Origin of the sequence: Lactobacillus sp. B4005 (assembly GCF_026536045.1) — a bacterium.
Lineage (GTDB): Bacteria > Bacillota > Bacilli > Lactobacillales > Lactobacillaceae > Lactobacillus > Lactobacillus panisapium.
In genome coordinates this window covers 1-25,890 of sequence record NZ_JAFNOZ010000004.1, presented here as the reverse complement: position 1 = coordinate 25,890, position 25,890 = coordinate 1, and the positions used below count along the sequence as shown (strand labels likewise).

Annotated in this window: 24 protein-coding genes; 19 read left to right on the top strand and 5 right to left on the bottom strand. The window is 38.6% G+C overall.

All coding sequences use genetic code 11. The features are described from left to right. Positions 1-56: 56 nt before the first annotated feature. From J3U73_RS08230 to J3U73_RS08215, 4 genes are all read left to right on the top strand, one after another. The gene (locus J3U73_RS08230) at positions 57-1,292 is read left to right on the top strand and encodes a lactate oxidase (protein ID WP_220268550.1); all 1,236 of its coding nucleotides are present in this window, start codon (positions 57-59) and stop codon (positions 1,290-1,292) included. Between the two features lie 177 nt (positions 1,293-1,469). Further along, positions 1,470-2,966: an ABC transporter substrate-binding protein/permease gene (locus J3U73_RS08225; RefSeq protein WP_220268549.1), complete on the top strand. Its 1,497-nt coding sequence runs from the start codon at positions 1,470-1,472 to the stop codon at positions 2,964-2,966. Beyond that, entirely contained in the window at positions 2,959-3,708 is a 750-nt protein-coding gene (locus tag J3U73_RS08220; RefSeq protein WP_220220204.1) for an amino acid ABC transporter ATP-binding protein, read from the top strand. The genes J3U73_RS08225 and J3U73_RS08220 overlap by 8 nt, the downstream gene beginning before the upstream one ends. Positions 3,709-3,723: 15 nt before the next feature. Then, positions 3,724-4,866, top strand: coding sequence for an ArgE/DapE family deacylase (locus J3U73_RS08215; protein WP_267410128.1), 1,143 nt, complete (start codon positions 3,724-3,726; stop codon positions 4,864-4,866). Between the two features lie 105 nt (positions 4,867-4,971). Here the strand turns inward: J3U73_RS08215 and pepF are convergent, their stop codons facing one another. Beyond that, positions 4,972-6,777, bottom strand: a complete 1,806-nt coding sequence (gene pepF, locus J3U73_RS08210; protein ID WP_267410127.1) for an oligoendopeptidase F — start codon at positions 6,775-6,777, stop codon at positions 4,972-4,974. A gap of 152 nt (positions 6,778-6,929) precedes the next feature. On the opposite strand from pepF, the gene J3U73_RS08205 reads away from it, so the two are divergent. From J3U73_RS08205 to J3U73_RS08185, 5 genes are all read left to right on the top strand, one after another. Continuing rightward, a complete protein-coding gene (locus J3U73_RS08205; RefSeq protein WP_267410125.1) occupies positions 6,930-8,114 on the top strand; it encodes an LCP family protein in 1,185 nt (394 codons plus the stop codon). Positions 8,115-8,141: 27 nt separating this feature from the next. Next, positions 8,142-8,501, top strand: coding sequence for a hypothetical protein (locus J3U73_RS08200; RefSeq protein ID WP_220268544.1), 360 nt, complete (start codon positions 8,142-8,144; stop codon positions 8,499-8,501). A gap of 118 nt (positions 8,502-8,619) precedes the next feature. Further along, a complete protein-coding gene (locus J3U73_RS08195) occupies positions 8,620-10,167 on the top strand; it encodes an ABC-F family ATP-binding cassette domain-containing protein (protein ID WP_267410124.1) in 1,548 nt (515 codons plus the stop codon). Between the two features lie 7 nt (positions 10,168-10,174). Continuing rightward, positions 10,175-10,951, top strand: a complete 777-nt coding sequence (locus tag J3U73_RS08190; RefSeq protein WP_103752952.1) for a threonine/serine exporter family protein — start codon at positions 10,175-10,177, stop codon at positions 10,949-10,951. 1 nt (position 10,952) lies between these two features. Further along, positions 10,953-11,429 (top strand): threonine/serine exporter family protein, encoded by a 477-nt coding sequence (locus J3U73_RS08185; protein WP_103752951.1) that lies wholly within the window; start codon positions 10,953-10,955, stop codon positions 11,427-11,429. 209 nt (positions 11,430-11,638) lie between these two features. On the opposite strand, the gene J3U73_RS08180 is transcribed toward J3U73_RS08185, so the two are convergent. Together J3U73_RS08180 and J3U73_RS08175 are read right to left on the bottom strand one after the other, a co-directional pair. Then, a complete protein-coding gene (locus tag J3U73_RS08180) occupies positions 11,639-12,343 on the bottom strand; it encodes a C39 family peptidase (protein ID WP_220268541.1) in 705 nt (234 codons plus the stop codon). 160 nt (positions 12,344-12,503) lie between these two features. Beyond that, complete coding sequence (locus tag J3U73_RS08175; RefSeq protein ID WP_220268540.1) at positions 12,504-14,081, bottom strand: multicopper oxidase family protein; 1,578 nt, start codon at positions 14,079-14,081, stop codon at positions 12,504-12,506. Positions 14,082-14,441: 360 nt separating this feature from the next. Here J3U73_RS08175 and J3U73_RS08170 point away from each other — a divergent pair, with 360 nt between their 5' ends. From J3U73_RS08170 to lacG, 6 genes are all read left to right on the top strand, one after another. Then, complete coding sequence (locus J3U73_RS08170; protein ID WP_267410123.1) at positions 14,442-15,032, top strand: hypothetical protein; 591 nt, start codon at positions 14,442-14,444, stop codon at positions 15,030-15,032. Between the two features lie 88 nt (positions 15,033-15,120). Then, positions 15,121-15,741: an LVIS_2131 family protein gene (locus J3U73_RS08165; RefSeq protein ID WP_220268538.1), complete on the top strand. Its 621-nt coding sequence runs from the start codon at positions 15,121-15,123 to the stop codon at positions 15,739-15,741. 179 nt (positions 15,742-15,920) lie between these two features. After that, positions 15,921-16,772, top strand: coding sequence for a PRD domain-containing protein (locus tag J3U73_RS08160; protein WP_267410122.1), 852 nt, complete (start codon positions 15,921-15,923; stop codon positions 16,770-16,772). A gap of 14 nt (positions 16,773-16,786) precedes the next feature. Then, complete coding sequence (locus J3U73_RS08155; RefSeq protein ID WP_220268536.1) at positions 16,787-17,143, top strand: PTS lactose/cellobiose transporter subunit IIA; 357 nt, start codon at positions 16,787-16,789, stop codon at positions 17,141-17,143. 31 nt (positions 17,144-17,174) lie between these two features. Next, positions 17,175-18,896 carry a PTS lactose transporter subunit IIBC gene (locus J3U73_RS08150; protein ID WP_220269718.1) on the top strand — a complete coding sequence of 574 codons (1,722 nt, stop codon included), beginning with the start codon at positions 17,175-17,177 and terminating at the stop codon, positions 18,894-18,896. Between the two features lie 14 nt (positions 18,897-18,910). After that, positions 18,911-20,329, top strand: a complete 1,419-nt coding sequence (gene lacG / locus J3U73_RS08145; protein ID WP_267410121.1) for a 6-phospho-beta-galactosidase — start codon at positions 18,911-18,913, stop codon at positions 20,327-20,329. Positions 20,330-20,439: 110 nt separating this feature from the next. On the opposite strand, the gene J3U73_RS08140 is transcribed toward lacG, so the two are convergent. Both J3U73_RS08140 and J3U73_RS08135 read right to left on the bottom strand, forming a co-directional pair. After that, the gene (locus J3U73_RS08140) at positions 20,440-21,990 is read right to left on the bottom strand and encodes an O-antigen ligase family protein (protein ID WP_267410120.1); all 1,551 of its coding nucleotides are present in this window, start codon (positions 21,988-21,990) and stop codon (positions 20,440-20,442) included. 106 nt (positions 21,991-22,096) lie between these two features. Then, positions 22,097-22,411 (bottom strand): DUF2187 domain-containing protein, encoded by a 315-nt coding sequence (locus J3U73_RS08135; RefSeq protein WP_103752944.1) that lies wholly within the window; start codon positions 22,409-22,411, stop codon positions 22,097-22,099. Positions 22,412-22,507: 96 nt separating this feature from the next. On the opposite strand from J3U73_RS08135, the gene J3U73_RS08130 reads away from it, so the two are divergent. From J3U73_RS08130 to J3U73_RS08115, 4 genes are all read left to right on the top strand, one after another. Further along, positions 22,508-23,056, top strand: coding sequence for a guanylate kinase (locus J3U73_RS08130; RefSeq protein WP_267410118.1), 549 nt, complete (start codon positions 22,508-22,510; stop codon positions 23,054-23,056). Positions 23,057-23,235: 179 nt separating this feature from the next. Next, positions 23,236-23,721 (top strand): C40 family peptidase, encoded by a 486-nt coding sequence (locus J3U73_RS08125; protein WP_220268531.1) that lies wholly within the window; start codon positions 23,236-23,238, stop codon positions 23,719-23,721. 225 nt (positions 23,722-23,946) lie between these two features. Then, the gene (locus J3U73_RS08120; protein ID WP_220268530.1) at positions 23,947-24,696 is read left to right on the top strand and encodes a C40 family peptidase; all 750 of its coding nucleotides are present in this window, start codon (positions 23,947-23,949) and stop codon (positions 24,694-24,696) included. Between the two features lie 167 nt (positions 24,697-24,863). Beyond that, complete coding sequence (locus tag J3U73_RS08115) at positions 24,864-25,778, top strand: C40 family peptidase (RefSeq protein ID WP_267410116.1); 915 nt, start codon at positions 24,864-24,866, stop codon at positions 25,776-25,778. The last annotated feature ends 112 nt before the right edge of the window (positions 25,779-25,890 follow it).

Below are 25,890 nucleotides of genomic sequence, written 5' to 3'. Positions count from 1 at the left end.
GTAAGCATTTCCATGTATAATAGAAGTAGATAGTTTTAAACAAAGGAGTCTTACCAATGACATCATATTATAATGGGTTTCCTCAAAGTGATCGAGACGAAGCAATAAGCATGATTAACCTCGATGAGCTTGAGGAGCGTGCAAAAGAAGTCATGCCAGAAGGAGCTTATTATTACATTGCCTCTGGCTCGGAGAATGAGTGGACATGGCGTAATAATACTGCTGCGTTTAATCATTTTCAGATTGTGCCCCGTGCGTTGACTAATATGGATAGCCCGCAACTTGATACCGAGTTTATGGGAATGAAGCTGAAAACGCCGGTAATAATTTCACCAATAGCTTGCCACGGTATTGCGCATAAGGATGCTGAAGTTGCTACACAAAAGGGTGCAGCTGCGGCTGGTGCACTATTTACATCCAGTACTTACGCAAACAAGAGTGTTGAGGATATTGCGGCCGCTGCTCCTAATGCACCAAGATTTTTCCAACTTTATTTAAGTAAAGACTGGGATTTTAATAAGATGGTCTTTGATGCGGTCAAAAAAGCCGGTTATTCTGGCATTTTCTTAACTGTTGATGCTCTTGTTTCCGGTTTTCGTGAAGCTAACTTAAGAACTAAATTTGCTTATCCAGTTCCATTAGATTTCTTTACCCGCTATCAAGGCGCAAAGGGTGAAGGTCAAACTGTTGCGCAAATGTATGCTTCTTCGGCACAAAAGATTGGCCCAGAAGATATTAAGCGGATTAAGGAAATGTCAGGCTTACCTGTCTTTGTCAAAGGTGTTGTTTGTGCTGAAGATGCCTTCTTAGCAATGGGTGCCGGTGCTGACGGAATTTACGTAACTAATCATGGAGGTCGTGAAATTGACTGTGGTCCAGCAACAATCGACATGTTGCCAGAAATCGCTAAGGCAGTTGACCACCGTGTACCAATCATCTTTGATTCAGGCGTACGGCGCGGTTCGCATGTCTTCAAGGCTTTAGCCCTTGGTGCCGATTTGGTCGGAATTGGTCGTCCATATCTATACGGCTTGGCACTTGGCGGTGCAAAGGGCGTTCAATCAGTGATTGAACAACTTAACCAGGAATTGCTAATTGATATGCAATTGACTGGTTGCAAGACAATTGCAGATATCAAGCATGCCCGGTTGACTCATTTCAACTATACTGCTGATAACTTGAAATCAAATACTGATCCATCAAGAATTACTCCATATCCTGTAACTAATGATAATCAGCTAAAAGAAGAGGATTCAGCAACCGATGCTGTTTCTGGTGCTTCTCAAGAATAGAATTTTAAATATTATTAACGAAAATGTTCTGCATTTACAATCTAACAAGGTTAGTAAGCAGAACATTTTTTATTTTGGCTATCAAAAATGAGAAAAAAAGTCAAATATGACGTTGTAATTTAATATTTATATTATTATAATTGCTATAATGTAAAAGCTAATAATGGAGGAAAAGTTATGAAAAAGGCGTGGAAATGGCTTGAGATGGTCCTCGCAGTGTTCATGTTGTTGGCCTTGGTGCCACAAAAAGCGCTAGCTACCAAAGACACTCAATCCACTAAAATAACGGATACTTACCTGAAAAAAGTAAAAAGTAAGGGCGAGCTTGTTATGGGAACCAGTCCAGACTTTCCTCCTTATGAATTTGTCAAAAATATTAATGGCAAATCTAAGGTAGTCGGGATGGACATCGAGGTTGGGCAAAAAATTGCTCACGATTTAGGAGTTAAGCTAGTTGTTCGAACAATGGATTTTGATTCCTTACTTGTCGCCCTGGAAACTGGCAAGATTGATATGGTCATTTCTGGGATGACTGCAACACCCAAGCGGGCGCAAAGTGTAGACTTTAGTACGGCTTATTATAGAAGTGGACAAGATTTACTGATTAGAAAGGCTGATAAAGATAAGTACCATGACTTCCGTTCTTTTAAAGGCAAGACAATCGGTGCTCAGACTGGCAGTTTGCAGGCGACTTTGATTAAGGAGCAAGCAAAAAGGACCAAGCTGAAAACAATGGATAAAGATAGTGATCTTATTTTAGCTTTGAAAACCAATAAGTTTGATGCGGTGGCAGTTGATACCGCCACTGCAGCTGCTTTTGCCAAAAATACGGATGGCATCATGGCAATTCCTTCGGGATTAAAGATAACTTCTGATGGTTCTGCCGTAGCTTTTCATAAAGGTGCTACAAGTTTAGTCAAAGCGGCAAATAAATCGATTGCTGAGATTAAAAAGAAGGATTTGATTAACAAGGTTTATTTACCAAAAGCCGGTAAATACCTAGCAGGTGGAAAAACTAAAAAAGAGGCTAAGGCTTCGAACTCAATGTGGGCATATAAAGACTTCTTCATTGCTGGTGTTGGCTATACCCTGTTTATTTCAGCAATCTCAGTCATTTTTGGCTTTTTACTAGGAGCAATTTTGGCTTTAATGCGGTTAAGCCATAATGAAATTGCTCATTCAATTGCAACGGCATATATTGAATTTGTGCGGGGAACGCCTTTAATGGTCCAACTGCTCTTTATCTATTTTGGCCTAGGTTTAGTAGTCAATATTCCGGCACTTTTGTCAGGAATCATTGCTGTTTCACTGAACTCGGCGGCTTACGTTGCGGAGGTTATTCGGTCAGGAATAAATTCAATTGCAACAGGGCAGACAGAAGCCTCACGTTCATTAGGACTGTCACGCTCGGCAACGATGCGCTATGTAATTATGCCGCAGGCTATGAAAAACATTTGGCCTGCTCTGGGAAACGAGTTCGTTTCCTTGATTAAGGAAAGTTCAATTGTTTCTGTTATTGGTGTTAAAGACCTGATTTACCAGTCAAGAATTGTTCAGGCTGATACTTATCGTGGAGTCATGCCATTAGTAATTACAATGATTTTGTACTTTATCATCACCTTTGGCCTGTCCAGCTTGATGAAAGTATTTGAAAGGAAAATGAATCATGACTAACAAGGCCCCAGTTATTGAAGTAGAACATTTAAAAAAGACATTCGGTCATAATGAAGTTTTAAAGGATATCAACGCAGAAGTTGATGATGGCCAGGTGATTTGTTTGGTTGGTCCAAGTGGCGCGGGAAAAAGTACCTTTTTACGCTGTCTTAATCTTTTAGACGAGCCGACTTCTGGTAAAGTACTGTTTAACGGGCAAGAACTAACCGCCTTAAGTGAGGATCAACTAGATACTTTACGTGAAAAAATGGGAATGGTTTTTCAACAATTCAACTTATTTCCACATATGAATATTATTGAAAATATCAAGTTGGCGCCAATGAAAGTCAAAAAGCTTAGCGATGAGGAAGCAACTGCTAAGGGCATTGAACTGCTCAAACAAGTTGGGCTGGAAGATAAAGCTGAAGCATTTCCAGCAAGCTTATCCGGTGGTCAGCAGCAGCGGGTTGCGATTGCACGGGCATTAGCTATGGATCCAGAAGTGATGCTGTTTGATGAACCAACTTCAGCTCTTGATCCAGAAATGGTCGGCGAAGTATTGAAAGTAATGCAAGATTTAGCGCAAAAAGGGATGACCATGGTGGTGGTCACTCACGAGATGGGCTTTGCCAAAAACGTTGCCGATGAAGTTTGGTTCATGGCAGACGGCTATGTACAAGAAAAGGCGGCACCACAAGAATTTTTTGCCCAACCAAAGACTAAGCGGGCGCAGGAATTTTTGGCAAAAGTACTAGAAGCATAAAAAGAGGATAAAATTGTGGATAAAAAACGTGCACTTAGAATCCTGAGCGATTTAATTGCGATTGATTCGGCCAATGATCATGAAAGTCTAGTTGCTGATTATCTGACGAACTTATTTAAAAATTATCCTGTTAACATTGAACGTGTCACTTATGAACCCGGACGTGACAATTTAGTTGTGACAATGGGAAATCATGGTCCATTGCTTGGCTTTTCCGGTCATGAGGATGTTGTGTCAGCTGGTGATTTGGCAAATTGGCAGTTTCCGCCGTTTGAAGCGACAATTAAAGATGGCAAGCTCTATGGTCGGGGCGCAAGCGATATGAAATCCGGCCTTGCGGCAATGGTGGTTGCAATGCTTGATTTGCTAGACAGTGGGCAAGAACTACCTGGCCGAATTCGCTTATTAGCTTCTGTTGGGGAGGAAACCGGCGAATATGGGGCAGCACAATTAGTCAAAGAAGGCTATGCTAAAGATTTAGCTGGCCTAATTGTTGGTGAACCCTCGCACTTTAATATCCGGGTAACTCATAAAGGCGTAATCGATTATTACGTGACTTCAAAGGGAGTTTGTGTTCATTCATCGACACCAGAAAAAGGTCAAAATGCGATTATGCCGCTGATTGCTTTTGCCCAAAAGGCACAGGACTTAATGGCTAGTCATACAAAAAAGGATCCAGTCTTGGGATCTTTGACCCATGTAATCAGTCAGATTCAAGGTGGCAGTCAGATTAACTCGGTTCCTGATCATGCTTGGCTTTCAGGCAATATCAGGACAACACCGGTTTACCCTAATGAGCAGATATACCAAGAATTAGAACAGATTGTAGCGCAATTAAATGAGCAGGGTGCGCAGCTGAAAATTAGCTATAGCTTTCCTGAAGTGCCGCTGCCTAACCAAGAAAATACGAAACTGGCAAGATTAGCCAAACAGGTTGTTAACCAAGAATTTAATTTGCCGTGTGAGTATACGGCGGGAACAGGTGCAACGGATTCATCTGAATATATTCAAGCTGGCACTTTTCCAATCATTATTTTAGGACCAGCGGCGGGGACAACCGATCATCAACCAAATGAATATGTTGCAATAGATGACTATTTATTGGGATGTCAATTATACCAAGCTTTAGCCAAACGCTTTTGGGCTGAATACCAATAATTTTAACTATAGAAAAACCACTTCTTTGAGTAAGAAGTGGTTTTTTGATGTGAGAAATTTTATTTCCATATTTGTTATATTATTTACATGGCAAAATTTCAAGGGTTATTTAAGATTTTTTGTCACAATTGTTTTAAATTCAGTTAAGCGTTGTGCAAAAGTTGTGAAAGCTTCTTCCAGATAGTCAGGCTTAGTCATGTCAACGCCCGCCCGTTTCATAATTTCGACCGGGTAATCGCTTGAACCGGATTTTAAGAAATTAAGGTAGGCCTCTTTTTGGTCGCAGCTGCCGTGAACCACGTTATTGGCAAGAGCAGTAGCAGCCGCAAAACCCGTAGCATATTGGTAAACGTAGAAGTTATAGTAGAAGTGCGGAATCCGTGCCCATTCTTTGGCAATTTCACCACCTGGTTCTACCGCGTCACCGTAATAACGCTGATTTAGTTCACCATAAAAGTCATCTAACCGGTCAGCTGTCAAAGGTTCGCCCTTGGCATCCATTTCATGAATAAATTGCTCAAATTCTGCAAACTGCGTTTGCCGGTATAACGTACCTTTAAATGAATCAAGGTAATAATTAAGGACAAATGCCCGCGTCTTGGGGTCAGTGATATGATCTAAGAAGTACTCAGTTAAAATGTTTTCGTTAGTTGTAGAGGCAATTTCGGCAACAAAAATTGGGTAATCACCATAAACGTATGGCTGCGTCTGTCTTGTGTACATGCTGTGGACAGAGTGACCAGTTTCGTGTACTAGCGTATAGAGGGAGTCAACATTATTTTCCCAATTGAGTAACTCATAAGCATCTGTATCATAAGAGCCACCGGAATATGCTCCTGTTGCCTTATTCTGTGATTCAACTACGTCAATTACCCGATTATTAAAGATGTAATCGACTTGCTTCAAATAGTCTTCACCAAGAGGGCGCAAAGCTTTTTTAGCTTCCTCCTTGGCTTCCGCAAAAGTATAGCTCAATGATGGCTTACCGGTTAAAGGAACATACATGTCCCACATTTGTAAGTCGTTTAAGCCCAAGATTTGCTTTCGCAAATTTACGTATTCGTGTAGTAAATCAAGGTGTTGGTCAACCTCAGTAATTAAAGTATCATACACAATTGTGGGGATACCATTTTCATCTAACGCAGCATTTTTAGCCGAATCATAGTGGTGAACCCGCGCGTTATAGTTATGTTCCTTAACTTCACCAGAAAGGGTAGAAGCAAGTGAGTTTTTAAATTGATCATACGTTGCATACATAACATCAAAAGCGTTTTGACGAACTTTCCGATCTTGAGACTGAATGAGTAGGGAATAGAGGCCGTCGGACAATTGCACCATTTCGCCATCTTCATTTTGTACATAACCATATTCCATGTCGGAATTGGTTAACACATTATAGGTGTTTCCGGAAGTACTCAGTGCATCGCCAGCATCGGCAATTAGTCGTTCTTCTTGGGCTGATAGCGTGTGTGGCCTTTTACGCGTAATCTGTTCCAGCATGTGGGCGTAGTCATTTAGTCGTGGCTCCTCACTCTTAAACTGTGCCATTTTTTCTTCGGGAACTTGAATAATTGCGGGATTGAGGAAAGCAATGGCCGCTTCAAACTGACTGGTAAGTGCCTGCACTTGGGCCACATATCCGAGATAGTGGGCATTACTAGTGTCGACATCGCTAGACATGGTTGCATAGACATAAACCTTTTCTAAATTCCGACTAACAGTCAAAATCTTGTTTAAACCTTCATATAATTTATGCCCTGATTCAGTAAATTTTTCCTTTAAATTACTTAGACTCTGAACATCATTTTTAACCTGATTGTATGCGATTTCCCAGTCTTTATCCTGTTTAAAGATCCGGGTTAGATCCCACTTGAGTTCTTCAGGAACTTCATTTCTTTTGGGAATAGCCATTAACAGTTCTCCTTTATTTTTATATGCTTAATACTAATTATGCTAAAAACTAAAAAATAAGATATTATTAATTATATTTGTTAATATTCTAATTCAAGTTTGAAAGTGATACAAATAAACATGGATAATTATGGAAGGAATTGAATCAAGGTATGGAACCAAATTCAAAACGGAGAGAAGATTACCGTAAAAAGCGCTCTTCCCTTAATCTTCACCGTAATCATGTTTTAGCGGCTCCGACTGGGGCACTAAAAGGCAATCTTTTTGCCCGAGTTTGCGGTATTGTAATCGTTTTATGCGTAAGCTGCGGCCTGGCATGGGCTGCTCACATGTATTTCGCTTTACACAGTGCAATTGATGGTCAAAGTGGCAATTCTGCTACTTCTGCGTTAATTGCCCAGAGAAAACCAATTTCAATTTTAATTCTTGGCGTTGATCAAGGACTTGAAGGTCGTCATGATAAGGGTAATTCAGATACGTTGATTTTGGCTACTGCTAATCCTGGTAAAAATAAGGCAACAATGACCTCGATTCCGCGTGATACCTTGGCTAATATTCTAGGCGATCCGGGAGATAAGTACAACATGTTTCGGGTCAATTCTGCCTATGGAATAGGCGGAAGCAAGGCGTCGATGCGAACTGTTTCCGCATTACTGGATGTTCCGATTAATTATTATGTCGAAGTGAATATGAAGGCACTCAAAAGTCTTGTTAATGCTGTTGGCGGTGTCGATGTTAACGTACCGTTTGACTTTTCTTATGACTGGTGTGATTTTCGTATGGGAAAGCAGCATTTAAATGGCCGGCATGCAGTTGCTTATGTTCGGATGCGTCACGATGATCCCCGCGGAGATTATGGGCGGCAAATGCGTCAGCGGCAAGTAATTAACGCAGTTGTCCACAAAGCAATCTCGGTTGACTCAATTGCTAATTACCGTAATTTAGTAAAAATCTTTACCAAGTATGTTCGGACCAATCTGACATTCAATGATATGTTGGCTTTGGCATTGACATATCGCGGCTGTTCGCAAAATATCGATAGCGGTTATATTCAAGGACATGATGCGTGGATTAATGGATCATCAATCCAAGTCGTTTCGACCGCGGAACTGCAGAAGGCATCTAACAAAATCCGGACCAATCTTGACTTGGAAAAGAAAGTATTGGATAATGATGAAACTAAGCTCAATAAGTTAAATGAGCAGAATAATAATATTAAGTGGAAGGATCCTAATCCCTTTACTAATTACCAAATTTATCATTCAGTCGTGACAGATGAATCAGAAAATAATTCAACTGGAACGGATACCAGTGATGACAATTCAACTGGTCAGTAGTTATTGATAGCAAAGGAGGCAAAAAATATGCGTGGGCAATCAGTATTCGCAGTTATTTATGGCGTAATTTCAGCACTTGTTGCCTTTATTGCCGCGTCGGCTATTTGCTTGCGCACATTTCACTGGACTTTACCGGCCGCTGTTTTGGCCGCTAGTTTTTTTGCCTTATTTTTCTTTGCTCTTTCATGGTTTCGGGGGCACGCTTCTGTTGAAATTAAACGGATTGCGCGTGAATATAAGTTATCTGATCAAGATTTGGCTGAAATTACCGGAATGAAAGCAAGTGATTTTCCAATTTATCACGATAAATTGCAATTAATTTTGCCTAAGCGTTATTGGCCTAAAATATTGGAAGCCTTGCAAAAATATGAACAAGAAAGAAAGTAAAAAGGTGGGCAAAACGCCCGCCTTTTTGATTGCGCGCATTAGCAACTTAAGATGATGAGCAAAAAGGCAACTTGCTTGGATACTGGCAGACAGATAATTAATTTGAGGGAGATGTAAAATGAGTTTACTGCAAGTTAAGAATTTAGGGCAAAGTTTCGTGGATAAAACTTTGTATGAGAATGGCAATTTTGTTCTTAATAAGGAAGATCATATGGGAGTTACTGGTCAAAATGGGGTTGGTAAATCAACCTTAATTAAGATTTTGACTGGTGAGATGTTACCGGATGAAGGTCAAGTAAAATGGCAAAATCGGGTAACAGTAGGCTACCTTGATCAATACGCTAAGTTAGCTCCAGGTGTTACGATTCGTGAATTTCTGCGGACAGCATTTGCACCGCTATACCAAAAAGAACATGAGTTAAGCGCCCTTTACAATCAATATGCGGAAAAGGGTGACGCAGAACTGCTCGAAAGGGCGGGGAAACTGCAAACATACCTGGAAGAGAATAACTTTTACGGCATAGATACAGAAATTGAACGAGTTGCCTCGGGACTGGGGCTAGCAGAATTGGGTTATGATCATGACGTCAGTCAATTGTCCGGTGGACAAAGATCAAAAATTATTTTAGCCAAATTATTATTACAAAGTCCTGATGTATTGCTGCTGGATGAGCCAACTAACTATTTGGATGTTTCCCATATTGACTGGTTGGTCGGCTACCTAAATGACTTTACCGGCGCTTTTATTGTAGTTAGTCATGACTATGATTTCTTGGGCAAAATAGCGAACTGCATTATTGATATTGATGTTGGCACGATTACCCGTTATACTGGAACTCTTAAGCAGGCAATGCGGCAAAAAGAAGCCAACCGAGAAACTTATCTGAAGGCTTACACTAATCAGCAACGCAAGATTGCTAAGGAAGAAGCATATATTCGGAAAAATAAGGCGGGAACGCGCTCTAAGAGTGCTAAGTCACGTGAGCGGCAACTTGCCAGAATGGATGTTTTAGCTCCGCCTAAGGGCAATCACAAACCGTATTTTGAATTTCCTTATGTGGCAACGGCTGCCAACTTGTTATTGCAGACGCAAGACTTGGTAATCGGATATGACCACGCGTTGGTGAAAGAAGCCTTTAATTTCTCGGTCGGTGGCAATGAAAAAGTGGCAATTACTGGTTTTAACGGCATTGGCAAAACGACTTTGCTAAAAACATTGCTGGGACAGATTGAACCGATTTTTGGGACATTTGCTTTATCTGAAACCGCCAAAATTGCCTACTTTAAGCAGGACCTAGCTTGGCCTAACCAAAATATGACGCCGCTGCAATACTTGCAAGAAATCTTTGAACGCATTAAGCCTAAGGAACTGCGTGGCGCCTTGGCTCGGTTGGGTGTGACCGCCCAGCAGGCGATGAGTCCTTTGAAAAAATTATCTGGGGGCGAACAGGAAAAAGTGAAATTGGCTAAAATGCAGTTTGAGCCGGCCAATTTACTCTTTCTTGATGAGCCGACCAATCACCTTGACCGTGATTCAAAAGATGCGTTGCGGCAAGCAATTGTTAAGTTTCCCGGCAGCGTAATTATCGTTAGCCATGAGCGCGACTTTTTCCAAGGTGACTGGGTTGATAAAACAATTGATATTGAAACAATGAATAAACTTTGAGGAAATTATGCCTGGACAGAAAGATAAATTATTTTACCAAGAATTGCTTGATACTTGCCTGACAGCAGGCCAGTTAATGATTGAAGGCGGCAGTGAGATGTACCGGGTCGAAGACACGATGGTGCGCATTGCTAAAAGCGCTGGCGAGCCGGACCCGCGGGTGTTTGTAATGCCAACGGGGATCTTTATGAGTATCGATCACGGCAACTATTGCCAAAGCATTTTGGTTCATGAGCGGAATATTAACCTAGAGTTGGTTGATCGGATTAATTCGCTGTCACGGGCTTTTGCAGCGCGTGAAATTACCTTACGCCAAGTTAAAAGCCAAGTATTTAAAATCGCTCACGGTGGATTTCCAGTTTTTCCATTATGGTTACAAACAATTGGCGCCGGCATTTTAAGTGCAACGCTAATGGTAATGTTTATGGACAACTATGATTGGGTTGATTTTCCGGCTGCGGCAGTAGTTGGTGCTATCGGCTTTGTTTCGTTTTATTATTTTAAACGCTTTACAAAAGTCAAATATTTAGCTGAATTGGTGGCAGCAATGATTATGACGATTGTCACGGTAGGGTTAGTTCGTCTGTTTCCCGCAATGATTATTGATAATATTCTTACCGGGGCTTTGATGCCATTGGTTCCAGGCTTAGCATTAACTAATGCCTTGCGTGATTTGTTTAAGGGCGACTTGTTATCAGGAATGGGCAAGATTTGTGAAGCAATGTTAACCGCCTTTGCCCTTGGCGGCGGCGTTGGGATTATTTTGAAATTTTTAGGAGCATAAAATGCCATTTTGGTTAGAATTAATTATTAACATCATTTTTGCCTATCTTGCCTCAGCCGGCTTTGCCCTAACTATTAATGTTCCGCGCCGCGTGCTTAACCTGGCGGGAATTAGTGGGGTCATTAGCTGGATTATTTACTGGTTAGCGATGGAGGCCTCAATGGGCCGGCTATTGTCTAATCTGCTGGGTTCATTTGCGATTGGCATTTTAGGAATTGTCTTTGCCCGAATAAAAAAGTGTCCGGCAACTGTCTTTTATATCCCGGCCATTGTCCCTTTAGTACCGGGAGTTCCCGCATACCAGGCTGTGCGTGAGTTAACCGCCGGAAATATTAACGGGGCAAGTGACTCGGCTTTACGTGTGATTATCGTTACAGGCTCAATCGCCTTAGGGATGTTACTATCAAGCATGTTTGTAGAAATATTTTTCAGAATAAAAAAATTTTACAAGCAGAATAAAAGTACGTATAATAAGTAATACGAGTCGACAAAAACGCGAGATGCGTATTTGGATGAGGACGCCCGCCTTAGCTGGCAGACACGGGAAGTGTTGGCTGTTGACCAACCTGATGTGAACAGAAGTAGTCACTTGTTTTTTAACAAGCCTCGATTTGGAAAAAGCAGATTCTTAAGTGAATCTGCTTTTTTTGTGCACTAAAAAAGCCGCTATCTTGTAAAATAGCTGACTTAATTAAGATATAGCGCCTGTTTACCTTGCTGATTATAGCTTCTCTCCAAGTTGTACCAAGAAACCACTTTGTTTTTATGACCAAATGGATCGTTAACCAGAACTTGGTGTTTTTTCTTGTTGTAACCAGTAATTACGCAGGCATGTGATGAAGGAGTGACATTTACTTCTCCTTCTTTGGTTTGCCAAGTTTGCATGTCGTTGACATGATCGAACTTGAGTGTTGTGATAATCAAAACCGGATGACCATCAGATACCAATTTCATGACTTGGATGAAGTCGTGTCCTGAGAAATTCTGAATGCGGTTAGTGTATTTGCGGGCTACTTGTTCAAGCGGCTCGTTATAAACACACCAGCCGGCGTTTGCTTGGCTCATATAACCAACAAACCCCACATGAGGATTACCCCGAAACTGTCCGTCGCTGGAAAAAGAAGCAACATGCTTAATATTTTCTGATAGATCAAGTTTAGTTACTTTGATGCCGTAATATTGCAGCAGCATTGACAAGGAAGTAACTTCACAGCCGTTAGGCAGCTCAGGATACTGATTTTCTAGTGGTACATCCAATTTTTGGGCTGACTTTAATGTTACCCAGTCGTATTTGTCCTTGAAATCATTTGAGTTAAAGACTGCAAAGGCTAATCCTAAAAGAAATACGCCGAGCAACAGGAACACTAGGTTCTTGCTTCTATTCTTTTTCATAATGCTATTTAAACATAGGCTATAGAAAAAAAGCAAAGCTGTTTTTCACAATGTCTCTAAATTTAACTGATTTTTAGTGATTTGCTTAGGATAAAATAGGTAAAAGAAAAAAACGCTCTTACTTGAGCGTTTTTTTACTTTGTTTAAGTTTAAGTTTTAATTAATGGTGGCTAGCGCCTGAAAGTGCGTCCATTGAGTGATCTTCACCCTTAACGTCCATACCTTCAACATCCATTCCTGGGCAGTAAACTTCGTCCATTGGAATACCTTTTTCTTCAGCAAATGCCTTAGTCAAAGTTTCCATGTCCATTAAGTCATACTTCTTGTCTGGATCCTTAGGATCAACGATTTGGATTTGCGCCATCATACCAGCATCTTCGTGTTCGATAATGTGGCAGTGGTACATGAACACACCTGTGTTTTGGAAGTAAACCTTCAAACGAACAGTTTCTTGTGGGGCAACTTCAACAGTATCTTTGTAGACACCTTGCTCGTTTGGATATGGGTCTTTACCGTTACGTGAAACAACAAGGAAGTGCGCACCGTGAATATGGAATGGGTGGAGCATACCGTTAACCTTATCATTAGTGTTAGTTACATCCCAGTATTCAGCAGTCATTAACTCTTGCTTCATGTCAATTCTTTGCATGGAGAATAGCTTGCCGTTAATCATGTTGTGGTTGTCCATCGTTACGTGAGGAACTGGTGAATTAGGGTTAACAACAGGATCATATGGTTTGAATAAGGTGTCAGGAATTACACTGTCATCTTTTTCATACTTGTGAATTCTGAATTCAACCAACTTAAAGTCATCAGTGTAAAGGTTAACAACGTCGCCTTCCTTGTAGTTACTGAAGTCAACCACAACTTGTTGACGCTCACCAGGTCCGATTAAAACCTTAGTCATCTTAACTGGATGCTCTAAGAATGAATCATCCCCACCGATTTGGGTCATTACCAAATCATCACTAAAGTGCAGACGCCATTCACGCCGGTTAGATCCACCTAAGAAAATCAACCGAACTTTTTGGGTAGTGACATCTACGTAAGGACGAACCACACCGTTAATAACTGGCGTATCGCCGAAGATACCCATTGCATTGTAATCTGCCTTGTAATCAAATTGGTTATCTTCATGGAAAATCCGGTCTTGCAAAATAATTGGGAATTCATCTTTACCATAAGTCTTAGGAATTGGTAATTGTGCTTCGTTAGCATCAGTTACAACAACACCCATTGCAAGACCCATCCAAACCTGCATGGCAGTAGATGGACATGGGTGAGCATGTAACCAAGTGAGAGCTGCAGGTTGGTTAACTGTGAAGTCAATGTGCTTTTCTTCTCCAGGGTATACAGGTGAGTGGCAAGCTCCATCGTTGCCAGGGCCTGAAACCTCCATGCCGTGCCAGTGATAAGTAGTTAATTCAGGCAAACTGTTCTTCAAAGTTACGTGAACATGTTGCCCTTTAGTTAAGACCATTGTCTTACCAAGGACTGGGAAATTGTAGCCCCAAGTATGAGTCTTTTTACCAGGTAAGAATTGAAAGTCGCCTTCTTGGGATTCAATGGTGTACCAGACATCATTGTTTTCTTGTTTATCAGGCTCTAAGACTGGTGGAACAATTAATGGTTGAGCTTCAACACCTTCAGGAATATGAAGTTCTTTGTAGCCCATACCGTGGTTTTTATCAAAATCGTCTGAGTTATAGAAATAATCTGTATAAACTTTTTCTGACATATTTGTCTACCTTTCAGTTTGAAAAATTTAATAAAAAATTTTCTTAATTTCAATAGTAATTCTATTCTTTGTGAAAACGCTTGTAAAGTGGCTATAAAGAAGTTTTCGCATGAATAATTAAAGAACTCTTTTTTTAACCTGTTTTGAAACAATTTCGTTATTTTATCCGGATTAAAAAAATCGCTAAAATAGGTATACCTTAGTAAAAGTGGGTGACCATAATTTTCTTAACGCTTGTTTTTTTAAACAAATGTTCTTTAAAAATTATTTTTTAAAAAAATAAAAATAAATTGTTTTTGGCGCTGAATTTGAGTATCGTATAGAAGACTGATAACTAATTTATAAAAGGATTTTTTTATTTTGAAGATTAACTTAACTGATTTAACTACTAAAATTGAACAACAAGACTACTTACAGGATTTAGAAACTGTCAAATACGCAGATATTAGTAAGTCCAAAACCAAAATTAAGAGTTTAGCAACTAAAATGATTAAAGAAACTGCTGCAGCTATCAAGCATAATTCCTTAAGCCACGTTGCACTTGAAGTAACGGGGCAAAGACCGGTCACGTTCGTCTTAGAAAACAATATTATCAACTTGCCATACAGCAATTATAAAAAAATTACCAATTTTTTTGAGGAAGAAAAAGACTATCCGGTATTTGTTTACTTTGAAACGCAGTCGGAATTTTTGAATGCCTCTAATTTTCGCATTGATCAAATAGCAACTGAAGAGGAAATTACTCAGAATGAAGATGAGGTAATTAATAAGCTGGTAGAAGCAATTATGGCAAAATTAAGTCAGGTGCGTGAATACAAGAAGCTTAAACCTGTAGCGAAGACTAAAAAGCCGGCCGCTAAAAAGCCGGCCGCTAAAAAGACGCTGACTAAAAAAGTAGCCGCCAAAAAAACGGTCAAAAAGACGACGACTAAAGCTAAAGCAAAAAAGTAAGCACATTACTTTAATAAGCAATTAACCTTTTTGCACTATTCAAGCAGGGCTTTTTACAATATAATGAAGATTATTACAGGAGGAAGTTATGTTTAGCTGGAATCTACTGGGCATCTTATTGTGGGTTATTGCCATTTTATATTTCATTTTTATTATTCAAAATATTCGTAAGCGTCGGATTACGATGATTATTAAGAAGCACCAGAAGTTTAGCTGGACTAATTTTTTGATTGATCTGCTCGAAGTAGCAGTTTTTTTAGTCGGCATTATTTGGCTCTTTAATAAAACATTGCTTGATAACCCGGATTTAGAAGATAAAAGTGTAATTAGTTCAAAAATCACGTATCAACCGTTAGTAATGAATACTGGTTCGGGTAATTCAAGTTATGTGACGATTAATTCAAAAAAGAAAAAAATTAGTACGCAAACTTATACTTATTATCGTGCTGGACACAAGGCGCAAGTTTCGAGTGACTTTGCTACAGTGGCTTATGGTAAAAGTCCTTTAGACTTAAATGCTTCACGGATACCATACCAAAAGAGCCAGCTTAAGAAAATGGACCGTAAATACCAGCGTGCTTATGTTGCAACTTATACGGCGACTTATAAAAAGGTTTGGCAAAACGGGCTTGGCTTGCATGCTGGTCATACGGCTACGCAATATTATTTAATTCGAATTCCAGATGCTTCGTTCATCAAAGAAAAATAAGCTTAAAATGAAGCGTTTACAAATATAGCGATATGTGCTATGTTTGTAAGTAGATAATTAAATAAGTGGGTTGTTACTATTAAATTAGGCGAAACTACTAGCAATATCAGTTAAATTACGAATTGTAGTTTAACTGGTCATTGCTGGTAGTTTTTTTTGTTTAAAAAAGGAGTTAAGTGATGCGCCTTAAAAAAATTTTTAATAATAACAGTGTTTTAGTTGTTACTGAGCAGGGAAAGGAAGCAATCGTTTTTGGTAACGGTGTGGGTTTTAGTCAGGGGAAAAGTAAAAACATAGACACTAGTAAAATTCAAAAAATATTTTATTTAAATAATAAAAAAGATAAGGAGTCTTTTGACTATTTGTTTCGTAATATTCCGGTTGAAATTGTTGCGGTTGTTTTTTCAATCATTGATAAAGCCAAGAAAGATTATAAATTTCATGTATATGACTCCATTTACTTAACTTTAAGCGAACATATTAATGGAGCTTACAGTCTACTTAAGAATAATGAATATCAGGAAAATCAAATTCCTAATTTTGCCAAAGAATATCCCTTGGAATATCAGATCTCATCCGCAGCACTAAATATCATTAATCATAGATTAGGTGTTTGTTTTCCTAAATCTGAAATTAGAAGCTTAGCCTTACATTTTATTAACAGTAAGATTCCTACCGGTATACCTCAGAAAAGTAAAAAAAAACGGCGTATATCTAATAATTCAAGGATGATCAGCATTGTGATGAATGTGCTTGATGATAACAACATATATCAAAATGCCAGAAACAAAAATAGTTTTCGACGCTTACTAATTCATATTCAGTATCTGTCTAATCGTATTCGGCATCCCCCTGTAAGAAAAGAAACTATTGACAAGAAAATTCAAACTGACTTGATTATGGCTTATCCAAAGTCATTTAAGATAACCCAAGAAATATTTCAAAAGTTCAAAGCCGAGTTTAATTGCCAATTGTCAGAAGCAGAAGAGACATATTTTGTTATTCACATCCATCAAATTTTAGAACAGTAATTTAAGGAGAAAAAATGGTATCAAAAAAAGAAATATCAATGGCAGGGTTTGAAATTGTTGCATATGCGGGTGATGCTAAAACTGCTTTAATTAATGCTTTAGATGAAGCGAAAAATGGTAATTATGAAAAGGCAAAGGAGTTAATAAAAAGTGCTGATGTCTCTTTAAATGATGCCCATAATTCGCAAACAAAATTAATGAGTGCAGAAGCAAACGGTGAGGAAATGGAAACGACCTTTATTATGTCACATGGGCAAGACACCTTAATGACAACAATGCTTTTGCGTGACGAAATTAAATATTTTGTTGATTTGTATCAAAAATACAATGATATTAACAACCAGCTTGAGAGACAAAGAAATAAGGAATAGTAATAGTACTGATTCAGAAAGAAGTTTTATGATGAATGCTGTAATTAAGCAAATTGAAAAAGCACAACCTTTTTTTCAAAAAGTTGCTGCCAACAAATATTTACGTGCTGTTAGAGATGGTTTTATAGCATTAATGCCAATAATCATCTTTTCAAGTATTTTTTTATTAATTGCCAATGTTCCATTAATATGGCACTTTGCTTGGCCTACAAAGGTCGCAAATGCATTAAATATGTTTTATAACATGTCGATGGGAGTTTTAGCACTTATGGCTTCTTCTTCAGTTGCTAAGGCCTTGACCGATTCTTTTAACTTAAATTTGCCAAAAACCGGTCAAATTCCAACTGTTGGTGTCCAATTTACCGCGCAAGTTTCATTTATATTAGTCGCTGTTGACACGATGGTTGACAAACTGAATAATCTTTATTTTGCGGTGGCAATGATTGGGACTAAGGGACTCATATGTGCCTTTTTAGTAGCCTTTATTGTTCCTAATATTTATTACCAATGCTTTAAACATAATATTACGATCAAGCTACCTGATGCAGTACCTCAAAACATTGCTGGCGCCTTCAAAAATATTATTCCATTTGCAATAAGTACCTTCTTATTTTGGGGCTTTTCGTTAGCTTTTCGCGCTGCAACTGGAACGAACTTAGCGGCCTGGATTATTCAAATATTATCCCCGTTGTTTACTGCGGCAGATGGCTATTTGGGCTTAGCAATTGTTTATGGTGCAATGGCCTTTTTCTGGTTTATTGGAATTCAAGGCCCGTCAATTGTCGAACCAGCAGTTACTGCAATTTATTTAAGTAATGTTGAACTTAATTTATCAGCCTGGAAAGCAGGCAATATTGCCGGTGCTAACAGGATTTTAGCTCAAGGAACACAATATTTCGTTGCAACTCTTGGCGGTACAGGCGCGACATTAGTAATTACATTAATGTTTGCATTTTGGTCAAAGTCAAAAGAATTAAAGGCAGTTGGCCGTGCAGCTTCTGTTCCGGTATTATTTGGCGTTAATGAACCAATTTTATTTGGCGCACCGTTAATTTTAAATCCGGTCTTCTTTATCCCATTTATTTTGACGCCAATAGCTAATGTATGGCTATTTAAGATTTTTGTTGATCTATTTCATATGCCAGGTTTTATTTACAATTTGCCTTGGACAACACCAGGTACCCTTGGTCTGATTATGGGGACGGGATTTTCTGTTGGTTCAATTATTCTAGCAATTTTACTTTTAGTAGTTGATACAATTATGTATTATCCTTTTTTCAAAGCCTATGACACGCAAAAATGTGCAGAAGAGGCTAAGAGTGCAAGTAATTTGAACGTAAAGAATGAAGATAGTCATTCTGTTCAAAGTAGCAATGAGGATACCAGCTCCAAAGAAGATGCAAGTAAGATTCCTCTTTCTGCAACTAAAGATGGCAAGGCGCTAAACGTTTTAGTTTTATGTGCAGGTGGTGGAACGAGCGGTATTTTGGCTAAGGCCTTAAATAAATTAGCAACTGAAAACAAATTGCCGCTCTCTGTTGCCGCTGCTTCGTTTGGTGCACATCATGACCTGCTAGCAGGTATGGATATCGTTATTCTGGCACCACAAATGAATGCGATGAAAGATGAGCTACAAAAAGAATGTGACAAAAGTAATACCAAAATGTTAACGACTACTGGCAAACAGTACATTGACATGACACAACATGCTGACAAATGCTTAGATCTTATTATTGCCAATATTTCTGATTAAGGAGAATTGTTAAAATGAGTATATTAAAGAGAGTAAAAAGTTTACCCCAAAATTTCGTATGGGGTGGAGCTACTGCCGCTTATCAAGTGGAAGGAAGTACTAAAATTGATGGTAAAGGCAAAACAATGTGGGATGATTATCTTGAAAAACAGGGTAGGTTTTCACCAGATCCTGCTAGTGATTTTTACCACCGTTACCCAGAAGATATTGGTCTAGCCAAAAAGTATGGTTTAAATGCTATTCGTGTTTCAATTGCTTGGACCAGAATTTTTCCTCAGGGTTTTGGCAAAGTTAACCAAAAGGGTGTTGAGTACTATCATAATTTATTCAAAGAATGTTTAGACAATGGCATTGAGCCTTACGTCAGCCTGCACCATTTCGATAGCCCCAAAACTCTGTTTGATGATGGCGACTGGTTAAATCGTAAGAATATTGACTATTTTGTTAAATATGCGGAATTTTGTTTTAAAGAATTTTCAGAAATCAAAAATTGGTTCACGATAAATGAACTGATCTCCCTAGCATATTCCCAATATATCGCTGGTACTTTTCCTCCTAACCATCATTTTGACGTGTCGAGTGCAATTCAGGCTCAACATAATGAACTGCTAGCACATGCACGTGTTGTTAATCTATATAAAAGATTGGGTTTGCCTGGTCGGATAGGTTTAATTCACGTCTTGCAACCCGTTTACCCAATTTCCAATAATGAAAAGGATAAACACGCTGCTAAGTTAGAAGACGCATTTATAAACAAGTTTTTATTAGATGGAACATTTCTAGGTTATTATTCTGATGATACGATGCAGTCAATCAATGAAATTCTCCGGTTAAACAATGCGCACCTTAAGATTGAAGATGGCGATTTAGATATCTTGTCCGAAGCAGCAACACAAAATGATTTCTTTGGCCTTAATTATTATCAGAATCAATTTATTAAAGCTTATCAAGGTGAAAGTGAAAATCATTTTAATGGTACAGGCAATAAGGGGACGTCTTCTTTTAAGTTTAAGGGTGTTGGTGAAACTGTTAAAAAAGAAGGCGTGCCGACAACTGATTGGGATTGGAATATTTATCCAGAAGGCTTGTATGATATTCTAAAAAGAGTCAGTCATGATTACCCTAACTGTAAGACAATTTATATTACTGAAAATGGTTTAGGCTATAAAGACCATTTTAGTAGCGCAGATAACATAATTGATGATGAACCAAGAATAGATTTTATTGATCAGCACGTTGCAGCACTCCTTAAGGCTCGCAAAGAAGGTGTAAATGTGCAAGGCTACTTTGTCTGGTCTTTACAGGATCAATTTTCCTGGGCCAATGGTTATAATAAACGTTACGGTCTCTTTTATGTGGACTTTAAAACACAGAAACGCTACATTAAAAAAAGTGCCTTATGGTTTAAGGCACTAGCTGAAACGATGAAGTAAAAGTAGATATTTTACTTTGACTATTTAAAAGATAATTCTAAAAGATTAGCTCCAGAGTTTATACATAGATTAAAAAACTCAAAGTAAAGCAAATAGAGTTTTTGGTGTATCTAGAGCAATCTTTTTTTGTTGCCATTTTTAACTACACTATTAACTTCTTGCGGTTTTCGTACCTGAATTAATAAGTTGCCTTGAATAAAGGCGAGAATCAAGCTTGCAGTTAAAAAGTCGATGACATTGCCAGATGAAAAAGCTGCCAATAGGATAAAACAACTGGACGCAAGAAGCGAACTGACTAAGTAGGTTCGGGCATATTTAAAACGTAGCCACTTATAAGCCCCGTATAAAATTGTGGCAAGATAAGGTCCCACAAACAAGATCATTCCAATGAAGCCAAGTGAATAAATTTGTGCCGAGAAATCACGCTCTAAGTTAAAAATATTGTTTTCGCGCGTATACGAAATGCCGAAATATTTATCCAGCCGATTATTGTTAGTTTTGACCACCTGGTTAAGCATTGCCTTTTCAAGATAGCGGTTCTCCATGCGGACTTGCCCGGGCTGATTAATAATTTTTAACCAAAATTCAGGATCGTATTGATATGGGTAGCTGTGAAAAACAAATTTGGGATTTAAGGCGTAAGCCTGGTAGTTTTGCTTAATAAAAGCACGTAAGAAGTCTTCCCGCTTTTTACCAGTAGGATATTTCTTCAGTCCCGCTGCTAACTCCCGCTTTTCTGAACTCAGGTCGTGATCAGATTGCTTGGCTAAATAAATTTCGTAATTATAGCGCTGGATAGCTGGCCCAAAAGGTAGAATTGCTAGTGAGCCCAGCATAATTAAGCCAGCTACCAAAAACGGCCGACCACCTTTTTGCACGTCTTTAATTACGTATTTATGGAAAATAAATAGTACTAAACTAATAAAGATGCCACCTAAAAGGCCAATTGCGGCAACTTTTGTCCCTATTTCAATCATTGCTAATGCTTGGATAACATTAAGAGTAATAGTTAACCAGTTAAAGTTAGTGAATAAATAATAGACCATTAGCGGTACAAGCATGAATAAAACGGCCGAAATCATATTGGTAAAGTTGAAAAAGCCCTTGGAAGCCATGTGCGAATAGCCAATATTCGGATTAAAAAACCAAGCAAAAATATTAGCACTGATTGTTCCCGTTTCGTAAGATTTGAGTGAAATTACAAATAGGTTGGACACGACAATTGTCCCCGAAAACAAGCCAGAGACGCCTTCAATTACCTGGCGCAACTGTTTTTCACCAAAATCGAGCTCAGTAGTTAAAAAGAGAACGATTAACGGTAAAACCATCCGAATTAAGTAAAAGAGTTCACCACTACTTGAGTAGCCGTAGTTAGTGGGATTAACACTCGTAAAATTGCGAACATGAATTAAATGTAGCGCTGAATAGATCGTTAATAAGACTAAATAAACTAGTAGCCATTTTTTTGTTGTCAACTTTTTCCAGGACTGTTTCTGGCTGAAAAAGAGACAAATCAGGACACCAACTACTAGAATGCGAATAATAGTTGGTAATGTAAATGGCAAAATAGTTGCCAGGGTACCATGATAAAACCAATATAAGTCTAAAAAAGGTTGGATTAAAATAAACCAGAATAAGATGGTTCTTGCTTTTTCTTTCACTTGTTTTCTCCATTAATGATTATTGATATTAGTTTAATTTTAGGCAAAAACCAAGCAAAAAAAAAGAGCGGTGAATTTTATTCACTGCTTTTTAAAAAATAACTTTTTACTTGGATTCTTTGTCAGCGTCATCAGTGGTCTTTTTTGCTTTGGCAATTTTTTCCACTTTGACATCACTTTTAGCCTTAGCTTGAATTTCCTTAATCTTACGTTTAGGTGCGGCCTTCAAGTTCTTGAAGTTAACAACAATTTTTTCATTTAAGTCGCTAACAGCTGTTTCGTCGGCTTCATCAAAGTCAATGATCTTCAACAGGGCAGAATTTTCGTAAATTTTTTCTACTTTACCTAGAAATGGTTTAGTAAGTTCTTCTTCTGATTTTGCGCTAAGAATGTCATCTATTTTTACTTCAGTTTTCTTCATGGTTAGTTTTTTACTTCCTCTCTTCCCCGTGTTTAATTATAATAGAAAGATATTATTATAAAAGTAAACTGTTTTCAAGTAAAGGAAGCCTGGATTTTGCAAAAATTAATTTTAATTGCTGGCCCCAGTGGCGCTGGTAAGACAACAATTTCTGAATATTTAACCAAAAAGTTCAACATTCCGCGGGTTTTGACCCATACTACTAGACCAATCCGCCAAGGAGAAAGTCCAGACACCTCTTACCATTTTGAAAGTGATGCCAGTTTTAACAAGCTGCATTTCTTTGAGCATGTTAAATACGGTTCTTACCAGTATGGCTCAAGTAAGGAGGCATTGGAAGAGGCATGGGAAGAGCACCAGCTAGTGTCATTAATTGTTGATATCAAAGGTGCAGCCTCTTATCTAAAAGCAATTAATCACCAGGTATATTTCTTATATGTAACGACTAGTTCGAAAAAGGAACTAAAGGAACGGCTGTTAAAGAGAGGGGATGATCCTGCCAAGATTGCGGAGCGCTTGAGCGGTAGCGAATTAAATACTTTACCAGAAAAACTAAAGGCAGATGCACATATTATAGTGAATGATAATTGGAGTAAAACCGAGAAGAAGCTTGATGCTATCGTAAGTAGTTTGTTAAGCGTTTAAATATTACTACTGGTTGGACTGTGTTTTTAAAAAAAATCTTAACGTTTTGTAGCTCATTTGACATGAATGTGTAACATTTGGTGAGTACCATATAGATTGTCAGGTACAAATTAAGGGAAATCAAAAGATTGTGCTCGGCAAAGTAAAAAGAAATCTTGAGAAGGAGAAAGAGATTAGTTTTGGGACACAGACATAGTTTAATCAAGTTAGTTACATTTATATCACTATTTTTTACTGGCATTGCCACTGTAACTACAGTTACAGCAGCTACTACAACTGATGTTGATGCCAGTTCAGTATCCAAGAAGCGTGATGCTGTTGTTAAGCTAGCTAAAAAACAAGTAGGCAAAGGTTACGTTTATGGTGCAAATGGTCCGTCGGCTTTTGATTGCTCAGGCTTGGTTCAATATGTTTATAAAACAGCGGGTGGAACAGTTTTGCCACGTACTACTTTTTCACAAGTTACACTTGGTAAAAGAGTTTCAATGAAGAAATTGAAAAAGGGTGATCTTCTTTTCTGGGGATCAGCTACATCCCCATATCACGTTGGTATTTATGTTGGTGGTAATCAATATGTTCACGCCGCAACTCCCGATCAAGGTGTGTTAAAACAATCAATCAGTACTTACTTTTATCCTTCAGCCGCTAAGCGCGTGCTTGAATAATTATTCTCTACTTAAACTCAACCAATTTTCTTTTTACATATAAAGCAATAATTAATTAGTCCTATATAGAAACGCCGGTTCTGAAAGGGCTTTTTTTATTTTCTGGTATCACTTCTGTAACATTTTTGTAATATAGTACGAGTAAAATTAGAACTGTGATATAGAGATTATTAGATAAAAAATGTGTAAATACTATTGAAGATGTAACACGGGAGGAATTTGATTTTGAAGATTAAGAGTAATTTGGTAAAATTTACTGCTGCGGCTGCTTTAACCATTACTGGCTTAGGGGTTGCAAACGCTACTAATTCAAATTCCACGGCTCACCAAGTTGCAGCTGCAACTACTAAAGTTAAAATTAATTATGTTCCTGGCTATGGTATCAATGTTTGGGACAATTACAACAACCCTAGTTTTACAGGAAATAGGATTAAGCATGGCAAAGTTGTTGATGTTATCAGCTCGGCAATTGACACTAAGGGCAGAACGTGGTATGAGATTGGTGAAAATCAATGGATTCAGGCCCGTTACACGGTAGATGCAAATGATGACAATGTTGCTAAAAAAGCAAGCCAAGCAGGTATGGTCGGCAAAAATGTTACATCTTCTTCAAAACAAGCTGCTAAAGTTGTTAATTTGGCTAACGCAGAAGTCGGTAAGGCTTACGCATGGGGAGGTAATACACCTAACGGATTTGACTGCTCAGGATTAGCACAATATGTTTTCAGTAAGGCTACCGGTAAGGAAATCTCCCGCACTACTTATTCACAAATTAAACAAGGAAAGACTGTTTCCCTTAAGAACCTAAAACCAGGTGATTTATTGTTCTGGGGTTCTGCATCTTCTCCTTATCATGTAGGCATTTACGTGGGCGATAATCAATATGTTCATGCTGCAACTCCTGCACAAGGTGTTGTTAAAGACAGTATTAGTTCATATTTTTATCCTTCAGTTGCCAAGCGTGTTCTCAACTAGTTGTAGAAAATATTAAATAACTAAAGCAAAAGCACTTAGAAATTTATCTAGGTGTTTTTTTATTCCTATTTTAATGGATGTAACTTGATAAATAAATTTAAGCGTCTAAAATAAAGTGGAGTACTAATTAATGACCACATCTAGCTACCAAAAGGAGATTGAATTTGATGAAGCGTAATTTTTTGAAAATGGGTCTTGCGGCAGCTCTCACATTAACGGGCGTTGCTGTGGTGGCACCACAAAAAACGGTAGATGCGGCAACACTAAAAGCTCCGGTCAAACGTGTTCAAATAAACTATTTACCTGGTAAAGAGGTAAAAATTTGGACAAATTATCAAGGCGGCCAGCTGATTAATTTCCGTGCTAAAAATAAGAGCAAGTGGAATGTTGCTGAAACTGCAGTCGATAAAAAGGGTAAACTTTGGTATAAAATTGGCGACAACGAATGGATCGAGGCGCGCTATACCGAGGATTTGGATGATGAAGAATCAGCTAATCAGGCTGCAACCGAGCAGATAGCCGCAAAGCCAAAGAAAAAGGCCAAGAAAGCTAAAAAGCAAAAGAAGCAACCAATGAATCAGGCTCAGGCCGCAAAGCCAAAACCGAATAAGCAGGAAACGCCTAAGCCAGTTAGTGCCACAAGTAATAACAAGACACCAAAACCGGCTCCAAGCAAGTTGCCAACTGCAACAGTCCCAGCCGCAACAGGTAGTGCAGCTCAACGTGCGCAAGCCGTTGTTAATTTGGCTAAGTCGCAATTGGGCAAAGGTTATGCCTGGGGTGGTAATGGCCCTGATAATTATGATTGCTCGGGCCTGGTCCAGTCAATTTATAACAAGGTTGCAGGTGTTCAATTACCACGTGTGACAACTGATCAAGTTAAGGTTGGAACGACCGTTGCCATGGATCAGTTACAGCCAGGTGACCTATTATACTGGGGCTCAGTTGATGCACCGTATCATGTTGGTATTTATATTGGCAATAATCAATATATCCACGCCTCAACACCAGATACGGGAGTAGTGTTACAAACGCTTAGTTCTTACTTTTATCCGTGCATTGCTAAGCGTGTAATTCAATAATAAATAAAAAAAGACTGACGATAATGATGATATGAACCCCAAAATTAGGACACTTTGTATTAGCTGCTAGCTGAGGACTAACTTCCGATATTCAAGCGGAGTTAGTCCTTTT

Excerpts from the sequence above, each read along its gene's own strand:
- J3U73_RS08230 (WP_220268550.1), top strand. The coding sequence starts at position 57 with ATGACATCATATTATAATGGGTTTCCTCAAAGTGATCGAGACGAAGCA.
- J3U73_RS08225 (WP_220268549.1), top strand. The coding sequence starts at position 1,470 with ATGAAAAAGGCGTGGAAATGGCTTGAGATGGTCCTCGCAGTGTTCATG.
- J3U73_RS08220 (WP_220220204.1), top strand. The coding sequence starts at position 2,959 with ATGACTAACAAGGCCCCAGTTATTGAAGTAGAACATTTAAAAAAGACA.
- pepF (WP_267410127.1), bottom strand. The coding sequence starts at position 6,777 with ATGGCTATTCCCAAAAGAAATGAAGTTCCTGAAGAACTCAAGTGGGAT.
- J3U73_RS08205 (WP_267410125.1), top strand. The coding sequence starts at position 6,930 with ATGGAACCAAATTCAAAACGGAGAGAAGATTACCGTAAAAAGCGCTCT.
- J3U73_RS08200 (WP_220268544.1), top strand. The coding sequence starts at position 8,142 with ATGCGTGGGCAATCAGTATTCGCAGTTATTTATGGCGTAATTTCAGCA.
- J3U73_RS08195 (WP_267410124.1), top strand. The coding sequence starts at position 8,620 with ATGAGTTTACTGCAAGTTAAGAATTTAGGGCAAAGTTTCGTGGATAAA.
- J3U73_RS08190 (WP_103752952.1), top strand. The coding sequence starts at position 10,175 with ATGCCTGGACAGAAAGATAAATTATTTTACCAAGAATTGCTTGATACT.
- J3U73_RS08185 (WP_103752951.1), top strand. The coding sequence starts at position 10,953 with ATGCCATTTTGGTTAGAATTAATTATTAACATCATTTTTGCCTATCTT.
- J3U73_RS08180 (WP_220268541.1), bottom strand. The coding sequence starts at position 12,343 with ATGAAAAAGAATAGAAGCAAGAACCTAGTGTTCCTGTTGCTCGGCGTA.
- J3U73_RS08175 (WP_220268540.1), bottom strand. The coding sequence starts at position 14,081 with ATGTCAGAAAAAGTTTATACAGATTATTTCTATAACTCAGACGATTTT.
- J3U73_RS08165 (WP_220268538.1), top strand. The coding sequence starts at position 15,121 with ATGTTTAGCTGGAATCTACTGGGCATCTTATTGTGGGTTATTGCCATT.
- J3U73_RS08160 (WP_267410122.1), top strand. The coding sequence starts at position 15,921 with ATGCGCCTTAAAAAAATTTTTAATAATAACAGTGTTTTAGTTGTTACT.
- J3U73_RS08155 (WP_220268536.1), top strand. The coding sequence starts at position 16,787 with ATGGTATCAAAAAAAGAAATATCAATGGCAGGGTTTGAAATTGTTGCA.
- J3U73_RS08150 (WP_220269718.1), top strand. The coding sequence starts at position 17,175 with ATGAATGCTGTAATTAAGCAAATTGAAAAAGCACAACCTTTTTTTCAA.
- lacG (WP_267410121.1), top strand. The coding sequence starts at position 18,911 with ATGAGTATATTAAAGAGAGTAAAAAGTTTACCCCAAAATTTCGTATGG.
- J3U73_RS08135 (WP_103752944.1), bottom strand. The coding sequence starts at position 22,411 with ATGAAGAAAACTGAAGTAAAAATAGATGACATTCTTAGCGCAAAATCA.
- J3U73_RS08115 (WP_267410116.1), top strand. The coding sequence starts at position 24,864 with ATGAAGCGTAATTTTTTGAAAATGGGTCTTGCGGCAGCTCTCACATTA.